At 63.5% G+C, this 23,667-nt stretch carries 21 protein-coding genes; 7 read left to right on the top strand and 14 right to left on the bottom strand.

Annotated features, from left to right (window positions below):
* Positions 1–39: 39 nt before the first annotated feature.
* The gene (locus AC3RCP_RS11925; protein WP_492571532.1) at positions 40–1,560 is read left to right on the top strand and encodes an FAD-dependent oxidoreductase; all 1,521 of its coding nucleotides are present in this window, start codon (positions 40–42) and stop codon (positions 1,558–1,560) included.
* Positions 1,561–1,715: 155 nt separating this feature from the next.
* On the opposite strand, the gene hemB is transcribed toward AC3RCP_RS11925, so the two are convergent.
* Positions 1,716–2,690: a porphobilinogen synthase gene (gene hemB, locus AC3RCP_RS11920; protein ID WP_492571531.1), complete on the bottom strand. Its 975-nt coding sequence runs from the start codon at positions 2,688–2,690 to the stop codon at positions 1,716–1,718.
* A 501-nt stretch (positions 2,691–3,191) separates the two neighbouring features.
* Between hemB and AC3RCP_RS11915 the strand changes: the two genes are divergently transcribed.
* Complete coding sequence (locus tag AC3RCP_RS11915; protein WP_492571530.1) at positions 3,192–3,734, top strand: Hsp20/alpha crystallin family protein; 543 nt, start codon at positions 3,192–3,194, stop codon at positions 3,732–3,734.
* Positions 3,735–3,957: 223 nt separating this feature from the next.
* On the opposite strand, the gene AC3RCP_RS11910 is transcribed toward AC3RCP_RS11915, so the two are convergent.
* Positions 3,958–4,866, bottom strand: coding sequence for a LysR family transcriptional regulator (locus tag AC3RCP_RS11910; RefSeq protein ID WP_492571529.1), 909 nt, complete (start codon positions 4,864–4,866; stop codon positions 3,958–3,960).
* 127 nt (positions 4,867–4,993) lie between these two features.
* Between AC3RCP_RS11910 and AC3RCP_RS11905 the strand changes: the two genes are divergently transcribed.
* A complete protein-coding gene (locus AC3RCP_RS11905; RefSeq protein ID WP_492571528.1) occupies positions 4,994–5,746 on the top strand; it encodes an SDR family oxidoreductase in 753 nt (250 codons plus the stop codon).
* 554 nt (positions 5,747–6,300) lie between these two features.
* Here AC3RCP_RS11905 and AC3RCP_RS11900 read toward each other — a convergent pair.
* From AC3RCP_RS11900 to AC3RCP_RS11865, 8 genes are all read right to left on the bottom strand, one after another.
* Positions 6,301–6,705 carry a DUF1801 domain-containing protein gene (locus AC3RCP_RS11900; protein WP_492571527.1) on the bottom strand — a complete coding sequence of 135 codons (405 nt, stop codon included), beginning with the start codon at positions 6,703–6,705 and terminating at the stop codon, positions 6,301–6,303.
* Between the two features lie 300 nt (positions 6,706–7,005).
* Positions 7,006–8,241, bottom strand: a complete 1,236-nt coding sequence (locus AC3RCP_RS11895; protein WP_037036272.1) for a saccharopine dehydrogenase family protein — start codon at positions 8,239–8,241, stop codon at positions 7,006–7,008.
* Positions 8,242–8,267: 26 nt separating this feature from the next.
* Positions 8,268–9,365 (bottom strand): carboxynorspermidine decarboxylase, encoded by a 1,098-nt coding sequence (gene nspC, locus AC3RCP_RS11890; protein WP_053260613.1) that lies wholly within the window; start codon positions 9,363–9,365, stop codon positions 8,268–8,270.
* A 249-nt stretch (positions 9,366–9,614) separates the two neighbouring features.
* Entirely contained in the window at positions 9,615–11,030 is a 1,416-nt protein-coding gene (locus AC3RCP_RS11885; protein WP_101337439.1) for a sensor domain-containing diguanylate cyclase, read from the bottom strand.
* 286 nt (positions 11,031–11,316) lie between these two features.
* Positions 11,317–12,825, bottom strand: coding sequence for a tripartite tricarboxylate transporter permease (locus tag AC3RCP_RS11880; protein ID WP_101337438.1), 1,509 nt, complete (start codon positions 12,823–12,825; stop codon positions 11,317–11,319).
* Positions 12,826–12,849: 24 nt separating this feature from the next.
* Positions 12,850–13,344: a tripartite tricarboxylate transporter TctB family protein gene (locus AC3RCP_RS11875; protein ID WP_492571526.1), complete on the bottom strand. Its 495-nt coding sequence runs from the start codon at positions 13,342–13,344 to the stop codon at positions 12,850–12,852.
* A gap of 1 nt (position 13,345) precedes the next feature.
* Positions 13,346–14,317 carry a Bug family tripartite tricarboxylate transporter substrate binding protein gene (locus tag AC3RCP_RS11870; RefSeq protein ID WP_492571525.1) on the bottom strand — a complete coding sequence of 324 codons (972 nt, stop codon included), beginning with the start codon at positions 14,315–14,317 and terminating at the stop codon, positions 13,346–13,348.
* A 252-nt stretch (positions 14,318–14,569) separates the two neighbouring features.
* Positions 14,570–15,508, bottom strand: a complete 939-nt coding sequence (locus AC3RCP_RS11865; RefSeq protein ID WP_492571524.1) for a Ppx/GppA phosphatase family protein — start codon at positions 15,506–15,508, stop codon at positions 14,570–14,572.
* 159 nt (positions 15,509–15,667) lie between these two features.
* Between AC3RCP_RS11865 and AC3RCP_RS11860 the strand changes: the two genes are divergently transcribed.
* Positions 15,668–15,826 (top strand): hypothetical protein, encoded by a 159-nt coding sequence (locus AC3RCP_RS11860; RefSeq protein ID WP_492571523.1) that lies wholly within the window; start codon positions 15,668–15,670, stop codon positions 15,824–15,826.
* Between the two features lie 105 nt (positions 15,827–15,931).
* On the opposite strand, the gene AC3RCP_RS11855 is transcribed toward AC3RCP_RS11860, so the two are convergent.
* Positions 15,932–16,774 carry a PhzF family phenazine biosynthesis protein gene (locus AC3RCP_RS11855; RefSeq protein WP_492571522.1) on the bottom strand — a complete coding sequence of 281 codons (843 nt, stop codon included), beginning with the start codon at positions 16,772–16,774 and terminating at the stop codon, positions 15,932–15,934.
* A gap of 218 nt (positions 16,775–16,992) precedes the next feature.
* A complete protein-coding gene (locus AC3RCP_RS11850; RefSeq protein ID WP_492571521.1) occupies positions 16,993–17,697 on the bottom strand; it encodes a glutathione S-transferase family protein in 705 nt (234 codons plus the stop codon).
* 332 nt (positions 17,698–18,029) lie between these two features.
* Between AC3RCP_RS11850 and AC3RCP_RS11845 the strand changes: the two genes are divergently transcribed.
* Complete coding sequence (locus AC3RCP_RS11845; RefSeq protein WP_492571520.1) at positions 18,030–18,704, top strand: histidine phosphatase family protein; 675 nt, start codon at positions 18,030–18,032, stop codon at positions 18,702–18,704.
* A gap of 194 nt (positions 18,705–18,898) precedes the next feature.
* Positions 18,899–19,954, top strand: a complete 1,056-nt coding sequence (locus AC3RCP_RS11840; protein ID WP_492571519.1) for a permease — start codon at positions 18,899–18,901, stop codon at positions 19,952–19,954.
* 188 nt (positions 19,955–20,142) lie between these two features.
* On the opposite strand, the gene mnmH is transcribed toward AC3RCP_RS11840, so the two are convergent.
* Positions 20,143–21,246, bottom strand: coding sequence for a tRNA 2-selenouridine(34) synthase MnmH (mnmH, locus tag AC3RCP_RS11835; RefSeq protein ID WP_492571518.1), 1,104 nt, complete (start codon positions 21,244–21,246; stop codon positions 20,143–20,145).
* Entirely contained in the window at positions 21,246–22,280 is a 1,035-nt protein-coding gene (selD, locus tag AC3RCP_RS11830) for a selenide, water dikinase SelD (RefSeq protein ID WP_025804065.1), read from the bottom strand. Before selD ends, mnmH begins: the two co-directional genes overlap by 1 nt.
* 423 nt (positions 22,281–22,703) lie before the next feature.
* On the opposite strand from selD, the gene AC3RCP_RS11825 reads away from it, so the two are divergent.
* Positions 22,704–23,660, top strand: coding sequence for a nucleoside-specific channel-forming protein Tsx (locus AC3RCP_RS11825; protein ID WP_492571517.1), 957 nt, complete (start codon positions 22,704–22,706; stop codon positions 23,658–23,660).
* Positions 23,661–23,667: the final 7 nt, after the last annotated feature.

Raw genomic sequence — 23,667 nt, 5'->3', positions numbered from 1 at the left:
AAACCGGCATGACATTGATCTCTCGACGAGGGCAAGGACATGAACCGCAGCGACGTACTGATCATTGGCGCCGGCCCCACCGGCCTGGTTCTGGCGCTGTGGCTGAGCCGGCAAGGGATCAAGGTGCGCATCCTCGACCAGACCGCCGGCCCGGGCACCACCTCCCGGGCCCTGGCGGTGCAGGCCCGGACCCTTGAGCTGTACCGCCAGCTGGACCTGACCCAGTCCATCCTCGACCAGGGTCACCAGGTGCCGGCCGCCAACCTCTGGGTCAAGGGCGAACAGGCCGCCCACCTGCCCCTGAGCAGCATCGGCGCGGACCTGACGCCCTACCCCTTCCTGGAAATCTACCCGCAGGACCAGCACGAACAATTGCTGATCGAGCGCCTGCAGCGTTTTGGCGTGACGGTCGAGCGCCAGACCGAACTGCTGAGCTTCACCGACCACGGCCACCTGGTCAGCGCCCAGCTGCGCGGCGCCGATGGCCAGGAGGAAACCTGCCAGGCCTTCTACCTGGCCGGCTGCGACGGCGCCCGCTCGACGGTGCGCAAGACCCTTGGCATCGACTTTCCCGGCGGCACCTATCAACAGGTGTTCTATGTGGCGGACGTCGACGCCCGGGGCCCGGCGCTCAATGGCGAGCTGCACGCGGACCTCGACGAGGCGGATTTCCTCGCGGTCTTTCCGCTGGCCGGCGAAGGCCGGGCACGGCTGATCGGCACGGTGCGCGATGAACGCGCCGAGCACGCGGAAACCCTGAAGTTCGAGGACGTCAGCCGGCGCGCCATGGACAGCCTCAAGGTCCAGGTCGACCGGGTCAACTGGTTCTCCACCTACCGCGTGCATCATAGGGTGGCCGAGCGCTTCTTCAGCGGCCGCGCCTTCCTGCTCGGCGACGCCGCCCACGTGCACAGCCCGGCCGGCGGCCAGGGCATGAACACCGGGATCGGCGACGCCATCAACCTGGCCTGGAAACTCGCCGCGGTGCTCAGCGGCAAGGCCGAGGAGCACCTGCTGGCGACCTATGAGTTCGAACGCATCGAATTCGCCCGGCGCCTGGTGGCCACCACCGACCGGGTGTTCAGTTTCATCACCGCCGACGGGCCGATCGCCAACCTGCTGCGCACCCGCCTGGCGCCGCTGCTGATCCCCAAGGTGACCGCGGTGGAAGCGGCGCGCGAATTCCTGTTCCGCACGGTGTCGCAGATCACCCTCAACTACCGTGACATGCCCCTGAGCTGCGGCAGCGCCGGCCATGTCCACGGCGGCGATCGCCTGCCCTGGGCCCACGGCGCCGTCACCGACAACTTCGCCAGCCTCGACTACCTGGGGTGGCAGGTGCATGTGTACGGCGTCACCAGCGACGCCCTGCGCGCCTGGTGCGCCGAGCGGCAACTGCCGCTGACGGTGTTCGACTGGGAAACGGCGCACCAGGTCGCCGGCCTGGCGCGCAACGGTTTCTACCTGCTGCGGCCGGACACCTACGTGGCACTGGCGGAAAAATCGGCGGACCCGAAGGTCATGGAGCGGTATTTCGAGGAGCGCAAGATTACGCTGTGAGGGGGGCAGATAAATTCGTCGACGGGATTATGCAGCGCCTGGATTGACGTCATCGCGGGCAAGCCTCGCTCCTACAGATTTTGTAGGAGCGAGGCTTGCCCGCGATAGGGCCCTTGAGGGCGATACATTTACATCTGGAACACCGCTGGAGCGCGTCAGATCCCGGCGAGCGCCAGGTCCATCGCAAAGTAGGTGAAGATCAGGTCGGCGCCGGCGCGCTTGATCGAGCCCAGGCTTTCGCGCACCACCCGCGCTTCGTCGATGGCCCCGGCCAGGGCGCCGAACTTGATCATCGCGTACTCGCCGCTGACCTGATACGCGGTCACCGGCAGGCGCGAGGCTTCGCGGATGTCGCGGATGATGTCCAGGTAAGCACCGGCAGGCTTGACCATCAGCGAGTCCGCGCCTTCCTGCTCGTCCAGCAGCGACTCGCGCACCGCTTCGCGGCGGTTCATCGGGTTCATCTGGTAGCTCTTGCGGTCGCCCTTCAACGCGCTGCCGCCGGCCTCGCGGAACGGACCGTAGAGCGCCGAGGCGAACTTGGTGGAATAGGCCATGATCGCGGTCTGGGTGAAGCCGGCCTCGTCCAGGGCGCGGCGGATGGCCTGGACCTGCCCGTCCATGGCCGCCGACGGCGCGATCACATCGGCGCCGGCGCGGGCCGCGGCCACCGCCTGCTTGCCAAGGTTGACCAGGGTCTGGTCGTTGTCCACTTCATGGCCGTGCAGCACACCGCAATGGCCGTGGTCGGTGTACTCGCAGAAACAGGTGTCGGACATCACGATCATCTCCGGCACCGCGTCCTTGGCAATCCGCGACATGCGCGACACCAGGCCGTTGTCGTTCCAGGTGTCGCTGCCGTTGCTGTCCAGGTGGTGAGAGACGCCGAAGGTCATCACCGACTTGATCCCGGCGCGGGCGTAACGCTCGATCTCCCCGGCCAGCTTCGACTCCGGAATGCGCATCACCCCCGGCATACTCTTGATCGGCACGAAATCGTCGATCTCTTCCTCGACGAAAATCGGCAGCACCAGGTCGTTGAGGCTGAACTCGGTTTCCTGGAACAGGCTGCGCATCTGTTCGCAGCGGCGCAGGCGACGGGGACGGGCTTGGGGGAACTGGCTGGACATGGGACTTCCTCAGGGCAGGCCAAGTAAGACGAGGCTGGGCGCGAAAAGACCGCAGCCAAAAAGAGCGAAGCTTATGCCCCAAGCCCCGACCGGCACAAACACCGCGTCGCCAAAACTGTGTTTGCGCTTTGGTAACAATGCCGTGAAAGCAGCTCGGTACGCCTGTCAGGCAAATGGCCCGGGACGCAACTGTCGGGCCGATTTTTGATCTAACGAACACACGCCCGAGCCGTTCAAGCAGGCATGAAAAGCCTGCGCTCCCAGCACGTATTCGCGGCGTGTGCAGGACCACTCGTCCGTGAACACAGCCCCTGGCCAACCCTCTGCCGGGCAGCGTATCGAGGGCTCCGCCGAGCCCCATCGGCAGCCAGCTGCGCAGGGTGGCTGTCGCGGACGGGAGAACCGGGCCTACAGGCAGGTCAGCCCGGTTCCTGTTCTGGCGTGGCAGGTCGCCCCAGGGAAGGTTCGCGGCCCGCCCTCAACCCGGGAGGAGAAGCGAAAATGGCCAACTCCGTGAAAAAAATGCCGATCCAGACTGAAGACAAGGCCACCCGGCGCTCGACCATGAGCGACCTGTGGCAACCTCTGGAAAAACTGCGGCAACAGGTCGATCACCTGTTCTATGACTTCAATCGCGGCCCCGGCCTGTCTCCCTTCAGCCGCGGGCTGTTCGATGTGGATCCGTTCTGGCGGCGCGAACTGATCGGCCGCGGCATACCCGCCGTCGACATCACCGAGAAAGACGAAAGCTTCGAAATCACTGCCGAATTGCCCGGCATGGATCAGAAGAATATCGAGATCAAACTCTCCGACGGCAGCCTGGTCATCAAGGGTGAAAAGAGAGAGGAAACCCAAGAAAACAGAAAGGGCTACCACCTGAGCGAACGTCATTACGGCTCCTTCGAGCGGGTGTTCAACCTGCCCAAGGGGGTCGATGCCGAAAAGATCGAGGCGAGCTTCAGCAAAGGCGTGCTGAGTATCTCGCTGCCGAAAAAACCCGCCGCCATGACGGCGGACAAGGTCGTGCAGATCAAAGGCGAATGACCCAGGCCAACCAGCCCCTTGCCGGGAAAACGGCAAGGGGCTTTTTTTGTTTGACGATGACTCCAGCCCGGCACTTCGCTGGACTGCGCCTAAGCCAGATACAGCAGGTTTATCAATCACTTAGACGATTTCAACATAGGCCGGTGCTTTCCGAAACCTGACCCGGCTTCCGGTCGCGTGGCGTTAGGCAAGAGCGTGAGAGGTCACGTTTTGTCGTCTTGTCTTATAGAGTCGGCACAGGGGTGCTGCCGTTCAAGGCTGGAATCTTTGAAAACACGTCAGCCATAAAATCCATGAACACGATAGCCCGCGTGGGAAGCAGTCTATTGGCGACATAAACCATCTGCACGGGGACAGGGGGAGCCGCATGGTGGGTGAGAATGACCTGTAATCTCCCGCTGTTCAGCCCGCCCTCAAACAGCCACGCAGGTCCTTGCGCCACACCCAGGCCTGCCGCGACCGCCGCACTCACAGCGTCGGGCGAGTTGACCCTGAGCCTGCCGGCAATCGGAATGTCCGCGTCCCGGAATCGCCAGGTCGCCCCGGACGACAGTAAGGTGTAGATGATGCAATCGTGGTCGCGTAGATCATCCGGGGTCTGCGGAACTCCGCGTTTAGCCAAGTAGTCCTTGCTGGCGACGAAGACCCGGTCGTACCGCCCAAGAGGCCGGGCGCGCAAGGTGCTGTCCTCCAGCTGTCCTATGCGAATGGCGAGTTCGGTGCCTTCATTGACCAGGTCTACGTATCGATCGTTGAGTTGGAGATCCAAGGTCAATTGAGGGTAGCGCTCCAAAAAGGCCGGCACATGCGGCAGCACAAACGCGTGTGCGAGAGCTGTCGGACAGGCTACGCGCAAGAGTCCCGATGGCTCGACGTTGTTCCTGAAGGACGATTCGGATTCATCCACCGCATCCAGGATGCGCCGGATGTCCGCATAGTAGCGTTCGCCCTCCGGCGTCAAGGAGAGCTTGCGCGTTGATCGGTGGAGCAAGCGCGTCTGCAAATGATCCTCCAGAGCCGCTACATAGCGGCTTACATTGGGTTGCCCCAGCCCTAGATCGCGCCCTGCCGCCGAAAAGCTCCCAGTTTCTACAGCACGCGCGAAGCATGTCATCAAAAGAAATCGGTCCACTTCTCCACCTCAATTCATGCCTGATTTGCATGAATCATATGCGAATAGGCAGTCTTATCCGATACGGAGCATAAGCGCATATTTCTCCATGTCGACCGCAGTGGTCGTCATTCACCGGAGAATTCAAATGTCGCGCTTGCAAGGTAAACGTACTCTCATCACTGGCGGCACCAGTGGCATCGGGCTGGAAACGGCAAAGCAGTTCCTGGCGGAGGGTGCTCGCGTGATCGTAACGGGTGTCAACCCCGATTCGATTGCAAAGGCCCAGGCCGAATTGGGCCCGGAAGTGTCGGTGCTGCGCGCCGACTCGGCCAGCGTTGCAGCACAAAAGGAGCTGGCACACGTCATCAAGGAACACTACGGCCAACTCGACGTTGCCTTCCTCAATGCCGGCGTATCCGTCTGGCTGCCCATTGAGGAATGGACGGAAGATATGTTCGACCGCTCTTTCGACATCAACGTCAAAGGGCCGTACTTCCTGATGCAGGCGCTGTTGCCGGTCTTCGCAAATCCTGCTTCCGTAGTGTTGACGACTTCCGTAAGCGCGCATGCAGGGGCAGATCGCTCGTCCGTGTATGCCGCAACGAAGGCCGCATTGCTGAACATGTCGAAGACGCTCTCGACCGAATTGCTGGGCCGTGGCATCCGTGTCAACGCAGTGAGCCCTGGCCCCGTCGAGACTCCGCTTTACGACAAGCTCGGTATTCCGGAAGCTTATCGCGAGCAGCTCAACAAAGAGATCGCGGCAACCATTCCGCTTGGGCGCTTCGGTACCTCCGACGAGGTGGCCAAAGCAGTGCTGTATCTGGCATCCGACGAGTCGCGCTGGACGGTCGGCTCTGAAATCGTCCTTGACGGCGGCCGCCTGCTGAATGGCTAAGCGCGCAGCTCAAGAATTGCGCGAATGCAACATCGCCTGGGCTGAGTCAATCAGGTCCTGAACGCCCGCCTCAGCACTTAGCGACGAACCAGTCCAATCCAGACTGTGCAAACAGCGGTACGCGGGAAACCTCTGCCGCTGTTTCCGCTTGATAAACCATCCACCAGATTTTCGACGGCCTTGCGCGCATTTCGGCTTGGCGTGAGGCGCTTGAGGCGCGCTCCAGCGTAAGGAATGCCGTTGTCGCAGACTATGCCGATCGTTTCCAAACGCATCTGCGCCAACAAGAAGCGCTGATCGCTGCCGCTTAGCCGAAGCGATCAGTCAACCCAAGCCTTTCGATCAGGAGTCGGGAACATGACGAATCCATCAAAAAGCGCTCTGATCATCGTTGAGTATGTCAACGAATGGCTGGCCCCAACGGGTGGACAAACGTGCATGATTCGAAGGTGCCAAGATCCGACCTAAGTTACTGTTCCGTATAGGTGTATGGTTCAAGTCTGTGTGTGTCGAGGACTTGACATAGGCCCTTTTTTGCCAGCCGGCATACCCGCTCAGCGCGAGCTATTGAGCGCCACGGCCGCCAGGATCAGCGCCTTCAAGGCGGCCTCGTCAAGCTTGTCACCCTCATGCAGATCGATCGCCCGCCGGGTATTGCCCTCGAGGCTGGCGTTGAACAGGCCTGCCGGGTCGTCCAGCGCGGCGCCCTTGGCAAAGGTCAGCTTCACCACGCTCTTGTAGGTCTCGCCGGTGCAGAGGATGCCGCCGTGGGACCACACCGGCACCCCGCGCCACTTCCACTCCTCGACCACCTGCGGGTCGGCCTGGCGGATCAGCCTCCGGACCCGGGCCAGCCTCTCGCCGCGCCAGTCGCCCAGCTCTTCAATGCGCCCGTCTATCAGTTGTGAGGCGGAATCGCTCTGCCCTGCCGGCGTGGCGTCGCTGCTCTGTTTCTTCATCCTGGTCATCCTCTGGAGGGGTCGCCCGACATTTGAGTATCGCTGACAGGGCATTTCCCTCCAGGTAACCGACGAGCGTCACACCGGCAGCGCGGTGCCCGGTTTGTTTTTTGGCATGGGGATTTCCGTCGTCAGGCGCCGCATGCCCTTGATGCGGGCTTGCTTCTGGCGTCGCTCGGATACGCTGGCGCCCCTGAGATTGAAGGCAGGAGGCAGTTGTCTTGACAGGAGGGCGTAGCGGGAATCGAGAGCCAGGCACGCCATCCATGCGCACCTGGTTTCTTTACAGCGGGAGGTGAATCAGTTCCACGGACGGTCGCCGTGCTCGTCCTTGACCCGGGTCGGCAGGCCCATCAGGTCCAGCGCCTTGAGGAACGGCTCGGCCGGCAGCTCCTCGACGTTGACCATGCGCTGCACGTCCCACTCGCCACGGGCCACCAGCAGGGCCGCGGCCACCGGCGGTACGCCTGCGGTGTAGGAAATGCCCTGGCTGTCGGTTTCGGCAAAGGCTTCTTCGTGGCAGGCCACGTTGTAGATGAACACTTCGCGCGGCTGGCCATCCTTGGTGCCCTTGACCAGGTCGCCGATGCAGGTCTTGCCGGTGTAGCCCGGCGCCAGCGACGCAGGATCGGGCAGCACGGCCTTGACCACTTTCAGCGGCACCACTTCCAGGCCTTCGGCGGTCTTGACCGGTTGCTCGGAGAGCAGGCCGAGATTCTTGAGCACGGTGAACACGTTGATGTAGTGCTCGCCGAAGCTCATCCAGAAGCGCACGTTGGGCACGTCGAGGTTCTTCGACAGCGAGTGCACTTCATCGTGACCGGTCAGGTACAGGTTCTGCGAACCGACCACCGGCAGGTCGTCGGTACGCTTGACTTCGAACATGGTGTTGCTGGTCCACTGGCTGTCCTGCCAGCTCCACACCTGCCCGGTGAATTCGCGGAAATTGATTTCCGGATCGAAATTGGTGGCGAAATATTTGCCATGGGAACCGGCATTGACGTCGAGAATGTCGATCGAATCAATGCGGTCGAAATACTGTTGCTTGGCCAGGGCCGCATAGGCGTTGACCACGCCCGGATCGAAACCCACGCCAAGAATGGCGGTGACGTTCTTCTGCTGGCACTCCTCGAGGTGCTTCCACTCGTAGTTGCCATACCAGGGCGGCGTCTCGCAGATCTTGCCCGGTTCTTCGTGAATGGCGGTGTCCAGGTAGGCCACGCCGGTATCGATGCAGGCACGCAGCACCGACATGTTGAGGAAGGCGGAGCCGACGTTGATGACGATCTGCGATTCGGTCTCGCGGATCAGCGCCTTGGTCGCCTCGATATCCAGCGCGTTGAGCGCATAGGCCTTGATTTGCGCGGGCTGTTTGAGGCTGCCCTTGGCCTTGACGCTGTCGATGATGGCCTGGCATTTGGAGATGTTGCGCGACGCGATAGCAATACGACCGAGTTCGTCGTTGTGCTGCGCGCACTTGTGGGCCACCACCTTGGCGACACCTCCTGCACCAATGATAAGAACGTTCTTCTTCAATTTCTTTATCTCTCCTTTCCGCCAGCTTACGAGAGGCTGGACAGGTAGTCTTCGAACCCAAATTCACGAACCACCTCGACACTACCGTCGAGTTGTTTCACTACGATGGACGGCATTTTCAGGCCGTTGAACCAGTTTTTCTTGACCATGGTGTAACCCGCCGCGTCAACGAACGACAGCCGATCGCCGATGGTCAGCGGACGATCGAATTGATACTCGCCGAAGATGTCTCCGGCCAGGCAAGACTTGCCGCACACCATGTAGGTGTGTTCGCCCGCGCTGGGCGCCAGCTTGGCGTTCAGGCGATAGATCAAAAGATCGAGCATGTGCGCCTCGATGGAGCTGTCGACCACCGCCAGGTGCTTGCCGTTGTAGAGGGTGTCGAGCACGGTGACTTCCAGCGACGCGCTCTGGGTGATCGCCGCTTCGCCCGGCTCCAGGTAGACCTGCACGCCGTACTTCTCGGAGAACGCCTTGAGGCGCGCGCAGAAGGCGTCCAGGTCGTAGCCTTCGCCGGTGAAGTGGATGCCGCCGCCGAGGCTGACCCATTCGACCTTGTGCAGCAGGTGGCCGAAGCGTTCCTCGATGGTGCCCAGCATCTGGTCGAACAGGCCGAAGTCGGCGTTCTCGCAGTTGTTGTGGAACATGAAGCCGGATATCTGCTCGATGACCGCCTCGACCTTCACCGGGTCCCATTCGCCCAGGCGGCTGAACGGACGCGCCGGGTCGGCCAGCAGGTAATCGGAACTGCTCACCTGGGGGTTGACCCGCAGACCGCGAACCTTGCCCGCGGACGCCTCGGCGAAGCGCTGCAGCTGGCCGATGGAGTTGAAGATGATCTTGTCGCAGTTGTCGAGCATCTCTTCGATTTCGTCGTCGGCCCAGGCCACGCTGTAGGCGTGGGTCTCGCCGGCGAACTTCTGCCGGCCGAGCTTGAGCTCGTACAGCGACGACGAGGTGGTGCCGTCCATGTACTGCTGCATCAGGTCGAACACCGACCAGGTGGCGAAGCACTTGAGCGCCAGCAGGGCCTTGGCGCCGGACTGTTCGCGCACGTAGGCGATCTTCTCCATGTTGCCGAGCAGTTTCTGTTTGTCGATGAGGTAGTACGGCGTTTTGATCATTTCGAGGCCTCCGGCCAGGCCAGCCAAAAAAAGGATGCGCATTGTGCCTTCACTGAAGGCATATCGAAAGGGCGGACGGTCAGTTCGCTGAGTCAGGGCTTCGTCTCATGCTCGGAGCAAGCCGCCCGCAGGTCCGTTCCGGGCATCGCCGGGTACCCTCCGAGGACTGATGACAAATGCCCCGGTGGCAGGTCCGACCGGTCGAACCGCTTTGTGGCCCAGCTACGCAGACAGCCCGATGATTGGCGGTCATTTGCCGACTTGGGCAACCCTCCCCGGCCCCTCGCTTTGCGCGAACACGTATCTGTTTTTCCCCAGTTTCTTGGCCAGGTACATGGCCTGATCCGCGGCCCGTAACAGCTGATCCGCTTCCACCCCATGGGTCTGGTAGAACGCCGCGCCGAGGCTTGCGGAAACATCGGCCTTCACTCCCGAGATCATCAGCGGCTGGCCGACCACATGAATAATCCGGTCGAGAATCGGGGCCACTTCGTCGATCGATCCAAGGTCATCCAGGACCACAACGAACTCATCGCCGCCCACGCGTGCCAGAAGGTCACATTCCCTCAGACAGGACTGCAGGCGATCGGCGATGATGATCAGCAACTGGTCACCCGCCGCATGCCCCAGGTTATCGTTGACCAACTTGAAGCCATCCAGGTCCAGATAGCAGACCACCACCTTGGCGTTGCGCCCTTGCACTCTTTCGAGAATCGCATCGAGCTTCATGCCCAGCAGCCGTCTATTGGGAAGGTGGGTCAAGGGGTCATACATGGCGATTTCCTGCAGTCTTTTTCGCTGCTGGTCCAAGGTCGCCAGGGAGTAAGCGAGCCAGGCCATCAGCGTGGCCCCCAGCAGCACCAGAAAAGCCTGGAACAGCAGCAGACCGGTATTTCGCCAGTCGGCGATCCTGGAAACCCGAAGCTCCCACTGCGCCTCGTACAGGGTTACCGGAATGCGCGCGGCCGCCGCGCCCAAGGGCGCGGCGGATGCCTGGATCACCTCTTCCTGCCCGGTTTCCGGGTTCACCCCGGAAAACCTGTAGGCATAACCCAGCTTCTCCAGGGACGGTAAATCCGAGTCGGCAAAGGCATCCGGAAACTTCAAGGTCACGACCGTGTACCCCCAGAAGTACTTCCTGCCATTCGGTTCTTGCAGAAATACCGGCAACGTTCCTATCGCACCCTGAGGCCCCTGGATCAAGGTGAACGGCCCGCGGAACCGCAACTCGCCTTCGCGAACGTTCTTGATGACTTCGACCCGATCCTTGCCCTCGAAAAGATCATGGTTCTTGACCAGGATATTCGGAGCGGCCGGCTCTATTTGCCGAATCACGCCCTCCGGCGCCAGCGACAATGCAAAGGCGCCTTTGTACATGGGCAGCATGTAGCGCACCAGCCGGTTGAAATGCGGAACCTTGCCCTCCCCCTGATGAACCATGACCGCCAGGGTATGGGTCGATGACAAAGCGTGCTGTATGACTTTTTCGATCGAACTGGCGTAACTGCTGGCTACTTGAATGGTATGGGCCGAGTCAGCCTCGCGCGCGGCCGAATTCAATTTGACGACAACAAAAGCCCCCGCCAACAAACACAGGACAAACATCGACACCGAGACTTTTATCTTGTCGAAGCCAGAGAAAACCTTGGTTACCACTTCTTGCATCACCGGCACCCTGTTTTATTGCTATTGGTCGTAGGGATCTCGACTGGGGCAAAGGCGCTTGCCGCCCCGTCAGACACAGGAAATCATTCCTAATCCTTTACTTCGTCCTTGAAGAACCCAAGCCAGGGCTGGGACATTACCGGGAAGTGCAGCCGTTGACCCTGGTAAAGTCCCTAGGTTCCATGCTCCATTTACCTATTCCAGCACATTGCCGGGCGCCAGGCGCGCCGCACGATGCGGCACGACCTTACCCGGCTCCAGAAGCCTATCGCGGGGCCCGCACCGCTCAATCATCCTCTTGCAATTTGATGCCCCGGGCGTGCAGCAGGTGAGGCACCACCAGCACCAGCAGGGTCAAGCCGAGGAAGGCCGCGGCGATGGGTTGGGTGACGAAGATCGACCAGTCGCCCTGGCTGATGGACAAGGCGTTGCGCAGTTGTTTTTCCGCCATCGGCCCCAGCAGCATGCCGACGATCACCGGCGCGACGGGGAAGTCGAAACGCCGCATCAGCACCCCGCCCCAACCGATCGCCAGCATCAGCAACAGGTCGAAGGACGAATGGCGCATGCCGTACACGCCGATGGAGGCGAACACCAGGATCCCGGCATTGAGGTACGGCCGGGGGATCTGCAGCAGTTTCACCCAGAGCCCGACCAACGGCAGGTTCAGCACCAGCAGGATGAGGTTGCCGATGTACAGCGAAGCCACCAGGGTCCAGACCAGTTCACCGGAAGTCTGGAACAGCAGCGGCCCCGGCTGCAGGTTGTAGTTCTGGAACGCCGCCAACAGGATCGCCGCGGTGGCGGAGGTCGGAATGCCCAGGGTCAGCAGCGGCACCAGGGAACCGGTGGCGCTGGCGTTGTTGGCGGCTTCCGGGCCGGCCACCCCTTCGATGGCGCCCGGCCCTTTGCTGGCGGCAAAGTCCTGCGGGTGCTTGCTCAGCTTGCGTTCGGTGGAATAGGACAGGAAGGTCGGGATTTCCGCACCACCGGCCGGGATCGAACCGAACGGAAAGCCGATCAGGGTGCCGCGCAGCCAGGCGGGAATCGAGCGTTTCCAGTCCTCGCGGGTCATCCACAAGGACGTCAGGCGATGCCGGCCGGACGCTTCCTCCTTTTGATACAACAGGCTGTACAAGGCCTCCCCCACGGCAAACAGGCCGACCGCCACCAGCACCACTTCGATGCCATCGACCAGCTCGGGAACGCCCAGGGTGTAGCGGGCAATGCCCGAGGTCGAGTCGAGGCCGATCAGGCCAATGCCCAAGCCCAGCCCCAGGGAAGCGAATCCTCGCAGCATGGACGCGCCGAGCACCGCCGACACCGTGGTGAAGGACAGCACCAGGATCGCGAAATACTCCGCGGGGCCGAACTTCAGCGCCAGCATGGCGACGATGGGGGCGAACAGGGTCAGCAGCACCGTGGCGATGGTCCCGGCGAAAAACGAGCCGATCGCCGCGGTGGCCAGGGCCGGCCCGGCGCGGCCGTTGCGGGCCATGAGATTGCCCTCCAGGGCGGTGACCATGGACGACGACTCGCCCGGGGTATTGAGCAGGATCGAGGTGGTCGAACCACCGAACTGCGCGCCGTAATAGATGCCGGCGAACATGATCAGCGCACCAGTGGGATCGACCTTGGCGGTGATCGGCAACAGCAGGGCCACGGTCAGCGCCGGGCCGATCCCCGGCAACACGCCGATCGCCGTGCCCAGCAGGCAGCCGATAAACCCCCAGAGCAGATTGATCGGCGCCAGCGCCGCGGAGAAACCTGTCGCCAGGCTCAAGAGAATGTCCACCGTGTGACCTCCTTCGGGCCCGGTTCAGATCCAGGCGTTGACCAGGGGTGGCAGGGCCACGCCCAGCCCGGCATTGAACAGCCAGTAGATCGGCAGGGTCAGGGCGATGCCGATAGCCAGGTCACGCAGCGGACGCCGGCTGCCGAACCCCCGGGCCGAGCAGGCAAACAGCAAGCCGGCAGCCAGGACGAAACCGATCAGGTCGATCAGCACGGCAAGCGCCACCAGGCCGGCGGTGATCCAGGCCACGCCCAGCCTGCCACCGGGCAGGGCCTGGGCGGTTTCGTCGTCATGGGCGGCCAGTTCGCGGAAACCGCCGGTACAGGCCTGATAGCTCAGCAACAGGCCCACGGCGCCGAGGAAGGCGGCGACCGCGCTGGGATAGACATGGGCACCGAGGATGACGAAGCCCATCTCGGGCGGAAAGCGCAAGGCGCCGATGACCAGCACCAGGCTGATGGCGATCAGCCCCAGGCCAATCGCCAACTGCGACAGAACGATCCTGCTGCGCCCGGCCATCTCAAAGCAGCCCGACCTTGACCAGCATCGCTCGCAGGCGCAGGTGTTCCTCGTCGACGAACTGGCCGAACTCGTCACCGGTGAGGACGCTCGGCGACCAGGCGTTGGCTTTCACATTGTCCTGCCAGACCTTGCTGTGGGTGGCGGCCAGCACCGCGTCGGTGACTTGCTTGCGCTGCTCGGCCGTAAGGTTGGCCGCGCCATAGACACCGCGCCAGTTGCCGATGATCACGTCGTAGCCCTTCTCCTTGAGGGTCGGCGCATCGATGCCGGGAACGCGCTCCGGAGCGCCGATGGCGAGCAGGCGGAACTGCTTGGACTGCACGTACTTGGCCAGCTCGGCATAACCGCCGGTGATCACCGTGATGTGGCCGCCCAGGGTCGCGGCCACCACTTCGCCGCCGCCGGCGTAGGCGACGTAGTTCACCTTGTTCACCGGCACGTCCATCTTGCTCGCCAGCTCGGCGATGCCGATATGGTCGATGGAACCCTTGGAGCCGCCGCCCCACTTGATGCTGGCCGGGCTGGCCTTGAAGTCCTTGAGCAGGTCGTCGAGGGTCTTGTAGGGCGAATCCTCACGCACCGCCAGCACGTTGTATTCGGTGAACAGCCGGGCGATCGGCGTCACGTCCTTGAGGCTGATCTGCGGCTTGTTCTGCTCCACCGCCGTGACCATGATCGCCCCCACCACCAGCAGCGCATTCGGGTCGCCCTTGGTGCTGTTGGCGAACTGCGCCAGCCCCAGGGTGCCCCCGGCTCCGCCCTTGTTCTCGAAGGTCACGGACTTGGCCGTGCCGGCCTCGAGCAAGGCCTTGCCCAAAACCCGCGCGGTCTGGTCATAACCGCCGCCCACGGAACCTGGGGCCATGAACTTGACCGTATCCAGGGCAAACGCCGGGGTTGCGAGGGTGAGCGTGGCGAGGCTGGCGGCAAGGGCCATGCCGCGGCTGAATCGACGCAGTGCTGTAAACATCAGGTTTCTCCCGAGACTATTGTTTTTGTTGATACCGGTTGAATGCGCCCAGGGCTGCCGCCCTGTGTGGCCTGCGGTTAAGTGTAGACGGCCGGCGCTTCGTGGCCGCCAGAGCAGCCTAGCTGAACAAAGCCCCCAGGGCCGGGCGCCGCCGCCAAGGGGCCGCCTGGGGAGGCTTGATTGGGAGGGGTTGGCCGGCATGGAGCCCGGCCGGCTGGAGGAAGGCCAGCCGCTTGTGCGGATAAAGCTCGGTCATCCGTTATTACATATCAGGCCATGCAGCACGCCGAAACGCAGCCCCGGCTCGGAAGGCGTCATATGGGTGACGCCAAACACCTTGAACGCCGCCAGCATCACCGCCAGGCCGCCGGGCAGGATGCTCAGGCGATGGGACTGCAGCCCCGCCAGCCTGAGGCGTTTGACATGCCCGGCTTCCAGCAGGCGCAGCGACAGGCGCAACAGCCCGCCGTAGGTGATGCCGTCCTGGCCATAGTCGTTCAGGCCGTTGGCCTTGAGCACCTTGGCCAGGAAGCGGGCGGTGCCCGAGGAACCTATGGCCTGCTGCCAACCCAACTGGCGATAACGCCGGGCGACTTTCTCGAACTTCAGGCTGGCCATGTGCTCGGCTTCCTGCAGGGCATGAGCCGAGACCGCGCCGCCCGGAAAGTAGCGCGCGCCGAAGGTGCCGCTGCCAATGGCGATGCTCTCGGTCAGCAAGGGCTGGGCGCCCTGGCCCAGGATCAACTCGGTGGAACCGCCGCCGATGTCCACCACCAGCCGCATGCTTTCGCTGCCCGGCACCGTATGGGCGACGCCGGCATACACCAGCCGTGCCTCTTCATGCCCGGAGATGACATCGATGCGGAACCCCAGATGACGCTCGGCGCTGGCCAGGAACAACGGCGCATTGTCGGCTTCACGCACGGCGCTGGTGGCCACCGCCCGTACCCGCCCGGCCTCGAAACCGCGCAGCTTCTTGCCAAAGCGCGCCAGCGCTTGCCAGCCCCGGTCCAGCGCCAGCTCGTCCAGGGTTCCCTCCTGGAAGCCCTCCGCCAGGCGTACCGGCTCACGCAGGGTCTTCACTTCCTGGATCATGAACCCCTGGCTGCGCCTGACCGGCTGGCCGATCATCAGGCGAAACGCGTTGGACCCAAGATCAATGGCTGCGAACAGAGAGGCGTCGCCTTTCATGGGGGGATTCCTGGCAGATTCATCAATCGGCAGGCCGCAACCTGTCGAGCACCCAAGAGGGTTTGCGGCGATCTTGCCATGCCGTCGATGACGCCAAGATGACAGCCGCCGTTGCCCGCGCCGGAGTCAGCGGATGCTTGCCCACTCGGGCAAATGCCCATGAAAGAAGTGCAACAACCGCTGATCGAACGGCTGCGGCAGGAAGCCTCGTGCCGCAAGTCTATTGAGGGGCAATCGGCCCCGCCTGTGAATCAGGTGCGGGGCGCGGCCACTGACAGCGTCAACGCGCTGTCATCATTTTGTCATTTTCCGCGGTGACACTCGGGTCATCTACAACGCGTGCTCTCCTTTAAAGCTGCCAACTCGGGCAGCTTTTTTTTGCCTGAACATCCTGGCGGCCATCGAGCGGTCAGGCGCCCTCGCCTACAACCGCAGGCTGCCCTCGATACAGGTCACCGCCGAGCCGCCGATCCAGACGTCATCGCCAAGCCGCTCGACCTGGATGCGCCCAGCCCGGCCCATGCTCAGGCCCTGGCTGACCACGTAGGACGCCGGCGCCAGGCCCGCGCCCAGCAGCCATTGGGCGATGCCGGCGTTGAGGCTGCCGGTGGCCGGGTCTTCCGGCATGCCGTCGCCGGCGATAAAGGCCCGCACTTCGAACTGCGCGGCGTCGCCATCGCGCTCGGGGTTCCAGGGCGCGATCACCCCCACCGCCAGGCCCTTGAGCTGCGCGTAGTCGGGTTGCAGGTCGAGCACCTGGTCGCGCTCGGCCAGCAGCACCGCCAGCCAGCCGGCGCCGTTGTCCACCCATTGCGCGTCGACTATGGCCCCGGGCGCCAGCCTCAGGCCCTGGCGCACCTGCTCCAGCAACCCGGCCTCCACCGGCCCGGACTTGAGCAAGGGCGGCGCGAGAAACGCCAGCTCGGCGCCGTTGCGGCGAATGCGCACCAGGCCCACCGCGCACTCCTGGACGATCTCCTCGCCCTTGGGCACGCCGCCGGACTCCAGCCAGGCATGGCAACTGCCGAGGGTCGGATGGCCGGCGAACGGCAGCTCCTGCAGGGTGGTGAAAATCCGCAGGCGATAGTCGGCCCGCGGGTCCTGGGGTTCGAGGATAAAGGTGGTTTCGCTGAGGTTGGTCCAGTTGGCGAACGCCGCCATGCGCGCATCGCTCAACTCGTCGGCGCCGAACACCACCGCCACCGGGTTGCCCTTGAGCGGCTCGTTGCTGAAGACATCCACCTGCTTGAAATCGAATCGGCTCATTACGGGTCCTTGTCTGAATGAACGCGGTCAGGCCGAAGCCGGCCTGAGCTGCACGAAGCAAATGAAAATCCCTGTAGCCGCTGCCGCAGGCTGCGCTCGACGACGCAGTCGGCGTAAAACCTGACGACGCAAGCTGCCTGGCACAACGCATCAGGCCTTTTTGCGCCGACTGCGTCGCCGGTCGCAGGCTTCGCCAGCGGCTACAAGGTGCGGAGCGGTCAGACGGGCTTGGGAATTTCCAGGCCGCGGATCACCGCCGGGCGCGCGAGGAAACGCTCCAGCACGCGCTGCACGTTGGGGAAGTCCTTGAAGCCCACCAGATCGCCGGCCTCATAGAAGCCGATCAGGTTGCGCACCCAGGGAAAGGTGGCGATATCGGCGATGGTGTAGCGCTCGCCCATGATCCAGTCGCGACCTTGCAGGCGGCCTTCGAGCACGCTCAGCAGGCGGCGGGACTCGGCGACGTAACGGTCGCGCGGGCGCTTGTCCTCGTAGTCCTTGCCGGCGAATTTGTTGAAAAAGCCCAGCTGGCCGAACATCGGGCCGATGCCGCCCATCTGGAACATCAGCCACTGAATGGTCTCGTAGCGCGCGGCGGATTCCTGGGCCAGCAGTTGCCCGCTCTTGTCCGCGAGGTAGATCAGGATCGCCCCCGACTCGAACAGCGCCAGCGGCCGGTCGTCCGGGCCATGGGGATCGAGGATCGCCGGGATCTTGTTGTTCGGGTTCAGGGAAAGGAACTCGGGGGACATCTGGTCTTGGGTTTCGAAGCTGACGCGATGGGGCTCGTAGGGCAGCCCGATCTCTTCGAGCATGATCGAGACCTTGACGCCGTTGGGGGTCGGCAAGGAATACAGCTGAATCCAGTCGGCGTACTGCGCCGGCCATTTCTGAGTGATGGGGAACGCGGAGAGATCGGTCATGACAGGCTTCCAATGACAGTCAGATGAAAGGCCGTGGCCCGGGGCCGGGCGGCGACGGCGCTAGATTACAGGCATAGGTTCGCGGCGCGCATTCTTAAATTCGAAACATCCGGTGGTTAAGCTCCCCGGCAGCCAGACAGCGGTGCGGATAAAGTAACGGGCCCACGCTCGCAGCCCCACGCCCGGATCGAACCAAAAGGCGTCCTGGGACTCAGAGCACTGCCTGCTGGCAGAAACACTCGTTCAACGACAGGGAAAACCACGCGAAGCCGGGAACTCGCCGTGGAAAGGTTTGTCAGCCTTAACCGATTGCGCTGAAGTGCCCACACTCGATGAAGAATCTGCTGAGTTTCACCCAACGCCTGCAACGCCGGTCCTACGTATTCTTTCCGGCGCTGATGCTGACCAGTGCGCTGCTGCTGTCGCTGGAGTCCAGTGAAAGCCGCGCCCAGCCGGTGGACGGCACCCAGACCCTGATCTTCCTGCGCCACGCGGAAAAACCCGCCGGCGGCCTCGGCCAGCTCAACTGCCAGGGCCTGAACCGCGCCATCGACCTGGCGTCCCTGCTGCCGGAAAAATTCGGCAAGGCCAACTACGTGTTCGCCGCCAACCCGACGCGCAATGTCGAGGAAGGCGAGTTCGACAACTCCTACAGCTACATCCGCCCGCTGATGACCATCAGCCCCAGCGCCATCAAGCTCGGCCTGCCGGTGAACATCGAATTCTCGGCCAACGACACCAGTGCCCTGGCCGACGAGCTGCTGCACGACCGCTACCACAACTCGATCATCTACACCGCCTGGTCCCACGGCTACCTGCCGGAGCTGATCAACAAGGTGGCGCGGGAAGCCGTCGGCGAAAAACGCACCATCACCGACGACTGGGCCTCCAACGATTTCGACTCGCTCTACGTGCTGACCCTGACCTGGCACAACGGCAAGGCCACCCTCGACAGCCGCAGCTACAAGCAGGGCCTGGATAACGGCGAGGAAAGCTGCCCGACTTGATGCGCCGGGCACCAGCCTGGTCCCTGTAGCCGCTGCCGAGCCCGCGAGGCTGCGACAGACCCGCAGGGTTTCCAGCGCCCGCCCCCCCACGAGCGTGCCGCTCGATCGCAGCCTGCGGCAGCGGCTACATTCGGTGCTGAGCAAGCCTTTGCGCTAAGATTGCCGGCTTATTGTCTTTGTCCGGAATAACCTCGATGCCCAGCCTTGCCCCTGCCAGCCCCGTCCGGGGCTGGTCGTTCTGGTGGAAACCCGCCCTGTTCGTCCTGGTGGCGTGCGTCGGCCTCTACTTCGTCAAGTGGTCGCCCTACTACGCCAAGGCCTTTGTCGCCGCCGACAGCCACAGCATCGGCGCCTCGATCATCAACGACCAACCCGCCTCGCCATTGAGCGCCGCCCTGGCCTACGCCCAGGTGTATTTCCTGGCGATCTGGAAAGCCGCGGTGCTGGCGGTGATCCTCGGCTCGCTGCTGCAAGTGCTGATCCCGCGGGACTGGCTGCTGCGCCTGTTCGGCCGCGCCGGTTTCGGCTCGACCCTGCGCGGCGGCCTGTTCGCCCTGCCGGGCATGATGTGTTCCTGCTGCGCCGCGCCCGTGGCGGCGAGCATGCGTCGGCAGAATGTCTCGGTGGGCGCGGCGCTGGCCTTCTGGATCGCCAACCCGGTGCTCAACCCGGCGACCCTGGTGTTCATGGGTTTTGTCCTCGGCTGGGGTTTCACCGCCCTGCGCCTGGTGGCGGGCATCGTGCTGGTGCTGGGGGTGTCGCTGGTGGCCCAGCGCATCGCCCGTCCCGAGCAACTGCCGGAAGCGGCGGTGGAGGCCGTGGTCGAGGCCAGCACGGGCAATGACGGTGCGTTCTTCAGCCGCTGGGCGCGCAGCCTGTGGCAACTGTTCTGGAGCACCATTCCGATCTATGTGCTGGCGGTGCTGGTGCTGGGCGCGGCGCGGGTCTGGCTGTTCCCCCATGTCGAGGGCGCGATCGGCGACAGCCTGCTGTGGCTGGTGCCGATGGCGATTGTCGGCACGCTGTTCGTGATTCCCACCGCCGCGGAAATCCCCATCGTGCAGACCATGATGGCGTTGGGCATGGGCACCGGCCCGGCGGTGGCCTTGCTGATGACCCTGCCGAGCATCAGCCTGCCGTCGCTGCTGATGCTGCGCAAGGATTTCGACGCGCGGGTGCTGGTGACCGTGGCCGGGCTGACCATGCTGATTGGCGTGGTGTGCGGGTTGATTGGCGCGGCGCTGTTGTAACCAGAAGTTCGATGGCGTCCGCCCCGACGCCATCGCGGGCAAGCCTCGCTCCTACAGTTGTAAGCATGATTTGATGGCGTTCTTACGGACGTCATCGCGAGCGAGCTCGCTCCTACATGGACGGCGCGGAACCCTGTAGGAGCGAGGCTTGCCCGCGATGGGGCCAAAGGCCCCGCCCTTCTACCGACTCAACCGCGCTGACGAGCCCGTTCGCGCAAATACTCCAGCACCGCCGCCTGCTCGCCGACGAACTCGATCCGCGCGCCTTTGCTTTCGCGCTGGAAGGCATACATCGGGTCGTAATATTCCTTGAGCAACCCTTCGATCCAGGCCCGGTGCAGGTCCACGCTGCCGCTGCGGGCCTGCTCGGCCAGGGCGGCCTCCAGCAGCTGGTACAGGCGCTGGTGACGCTCGCCACCCAGGCGTTTGCGGATATTGTTCAGGCTTTCCAGCAGGCGCTGGGAAAACCGCGCGAAGCCGTCCTCGCCATGCACCGCGACGAACTCCGCGCACAGGTCGATCACGTAGTCGCGCAGGATCCGCTCGATCCGCCCCTCCAGGCCATCCTCCAGCCAGACCATGGGAAACCGCTGCATGCCCTGGTACAGCGGCAACGGCAAGGCGCAACTGCCGATCATGCGGTTCTCGTCTTCCAGCACGAACCCGCCGATGCCGCGGTCGCGCTTTTTCAGGATGTCCACCGCCAGGCGGTTCTCGAAGTCGATGTTCGACGGCTGGCCGCTGGCGCGCTTGCCGAAACTGGAGCCGCGGTGGTTGGCGTGGCCTTCCAGGTCCAGGCCGTTGGCCAACTGATGGAGCACCTCGGTCTTGCCGATGCCGGTCATGCCGCCGAGCAGGACAAAATCACACTCGGCCACAGCGCCCTCGAGGGTGTCGAGCAGGAAGGTACGCATGGCCTTGTAGCCACCGCCGACCCGCGGGTAGTCGATGCCGGCCTCGTCCTTGAGCCACTGCTGGACGATCTGCGAACGCAGGCCGCCGCGGAAGCAATACAGGTAGCCATCGGGGTGGGCCCGGGCGAAGTCGGCCCAGGCCTGGATGCGCTCGGCCTTGATCGCCCCGGACACCAATTGATGGCCGAGGACGATCGCCGCCTGCTGGCCCTGCTGCTTGTAGCAGGTGCCGACCCGCTGGCGTTCGTGGTCGGTCATCAGCGGCAGGTTGACCACGCCGGGAAAGGCGCCCTTGGTGAATTCGATCGGCGCGCGGGTGTCCATCATCGGCCGGTCGTTGAGGAAGATTTCGCGGTAGTCGGTGATATCGATGGGCATCAGATCACCTCGACCGCGTTGCTCTGTCGCTCCACCAGCTCACCGATCGGCGCCAGCTCCAGGCCGAGCTCGGCGGCCAGCGCGAGGAAGGCCGCATTGCCCTCGGGAGTGACGGCGATCAGCAGCCCGCCGCTGGTCTGCGGGTCGCACAGCACCAGTTTGTGCAGGGCCTGGATACGCCCGAGCTTGTCGGCGTAGCTGTCGAAATTGCGCTGGGTGCCGCCCGGCACACAGCCCTGGTCCAGGTAGTACTCGACCCCGGGCAGACGCGGCACGCGATCGTAGTGGATACGCGCGGTCAGGTTGCTGCCGTCGGCCATTTCCACCAGGTGCCCGAGCAGGCCGAAACCGGTGACGTCGGTCATCGCGGTCACGCCGTCGAGCTTGCCGAAGCGGCTGCCGGGCTTGTTCAGGGTGCACATCCAGTCACGGGCCAGGCCAACGTCGGCGCTGCGCAACTTGCCCTTCTTCTCGGCGGTGGTCAGCACGCCGATGCCCAGGGGTTTGGTCAGGTACAGCAGACAACCGGCGGTGGCGGTGTCGTTGCGCTTCATGTGGCGCTTTTCCACCAGGCCGGTGACGGCCAGGCCGAAGATCGGTTCCGGGGCGTCGATCGAATGGCCGCCGGCCAGGGGAATGCCAGCCGCGTCGCACACCGCGCGCCCGCCGCGAATCACCTCGCGGGCGACTTCCGGCGCCAGCACGTTCACCGGCCAGCCGAGGATGGCGATGGCCATCAACGGATCGCCGCCCATGGCGTAGATGTCGCTGATGGCGTTGGTCGCGGCGATGCGCCCGAAGTCGAACGGGTCGTCGACGATCGGCATGAAGAAATCGGTGGTCGAGACCACGCCGCGCTCTTCGTCGATGGCGTACACCGCCGCGTCGTCGCGCGAGGCGTTGCCGACCCAGAGTTTCGGGTCGAGGTTCTGCGCGCCGCTGCCGGCCAGAATCACCTCCAGGACCTGGGGAGAAATCTTGCAACCGCAACCCGCGCCGTGGCTGTACTGGGTCAGGCGAATCGGCTCGCTCATGGGGCACCTCTGGAAGTCGTGGAGCGGCGATTCTAGCAGAGCGACCCGAGCAGAACGTCAAGCACCCTTTCCCTGCACTGCAGAACCAGCATCGAACGAACGCAGCCAGATAGTCAGCGAATACTCGACCCGAGGCCGCGAAGGTCGTTGATTGCCATCACCTCGATGATTGAACGAGGGCGCATCAGCCCTGTGCAAGGCGCCAGCGCCTTCGCCCTTTCTTCGCGCACAACGCCCAGGCGCTGTGCAACGCCCTGACCGAAAAGACAGCTTATGGGTAGGTTTCACCTTTATTTCAATCAGATACTTCAAGTTGGTACAGCATATGCAAACGTTTGCGAGGTCAGCCTTCGAGAGCTTTCGCCGCCAGTTCGGCCAGGCCGGGCCACTCGGGCTTCAGAACCGCACGAACAGGGATTTTCAATGCACGTACCTTTCACCCCCTCCGCGTCCCGCCACACCTTGGTTGTTTCCTTGCTACTAAGCGCCGTTACAGGACTACTCAGCGCTACCGCCCAGGCCGAGGAAAAAACCCTCGACGACTCAGCCCAGGGCGAGAGCCTGAGCCCCGCCGCCGCGCCGGCGAAACCAGGCCCCTACCTGTCGGACTGGTACAACCAGGACCTGACGCTGATCGGCAGCAAGGACATCAGTTTCGGCCCGCAGCCGGCCGACGATATCTACCTGGAATACGAGTACTTCGGCCGCAAGGGGCCGTTCGAGCTGTATGGCTACATCGACGTGCCGAAGATCCTCGGCATCGGCAACAGCCATGACAAAGGCGCCTGGGACCACGGCTCGCCGGTGTTCATGGAGCACGAGCCGCGGATCTCCATCGACTACCTGGCCGGGCGCAGCCTGGCCATCGGCCCGTTCAAGGAGTGGTACGTGGCCTTCGACTGGATCTACGACCACGGCAGCAACAGCGCCAACCGCGCCAATACCCTGTACAGCGGCCTGGGCACCGACATCGACACCCATTCGCGGGTCAACCTGTCGGCCAACTTCTACGGGCGCTACCAGTGGGAAAACTACGGCGCCAGCAATGAGTACTCGTGGGACGGCTACCGGGCCCAGCTCAAGTACATCGTGCCCATCGACAAATTCAGTAACGGCGCGTCGCTGACCTACATCGGTTTCACCAACTTCGATTTCGGCTCGGACCTGCACAAAGACAACCCGGCCCGCACGGCCAACGCCACGGTAGCCACCAATGTGCTGCTGTACTCCTTCACCCACCTGCGGTTCACTCTGGTCGGCCGTTACTTCCACAACGGTGGTAACTGGCAGGACGGCAGCGAGCTGAATTTCGGCGATGGCGATTTCCGCGCCCGGTCCAATGGCTGGGGTTACTACGCCGGCATCGGTTACCAGTTCTGATCACTCA

The sequence above is a fragment of the Pseudomonas sp. GW822-FHT05A08 genome, assembly GCF_058800485.1.
Note: the sequence above shows the minus strand (reverse complement) of the source record. Positions and strands in the feature narration are given on the sequence as shown.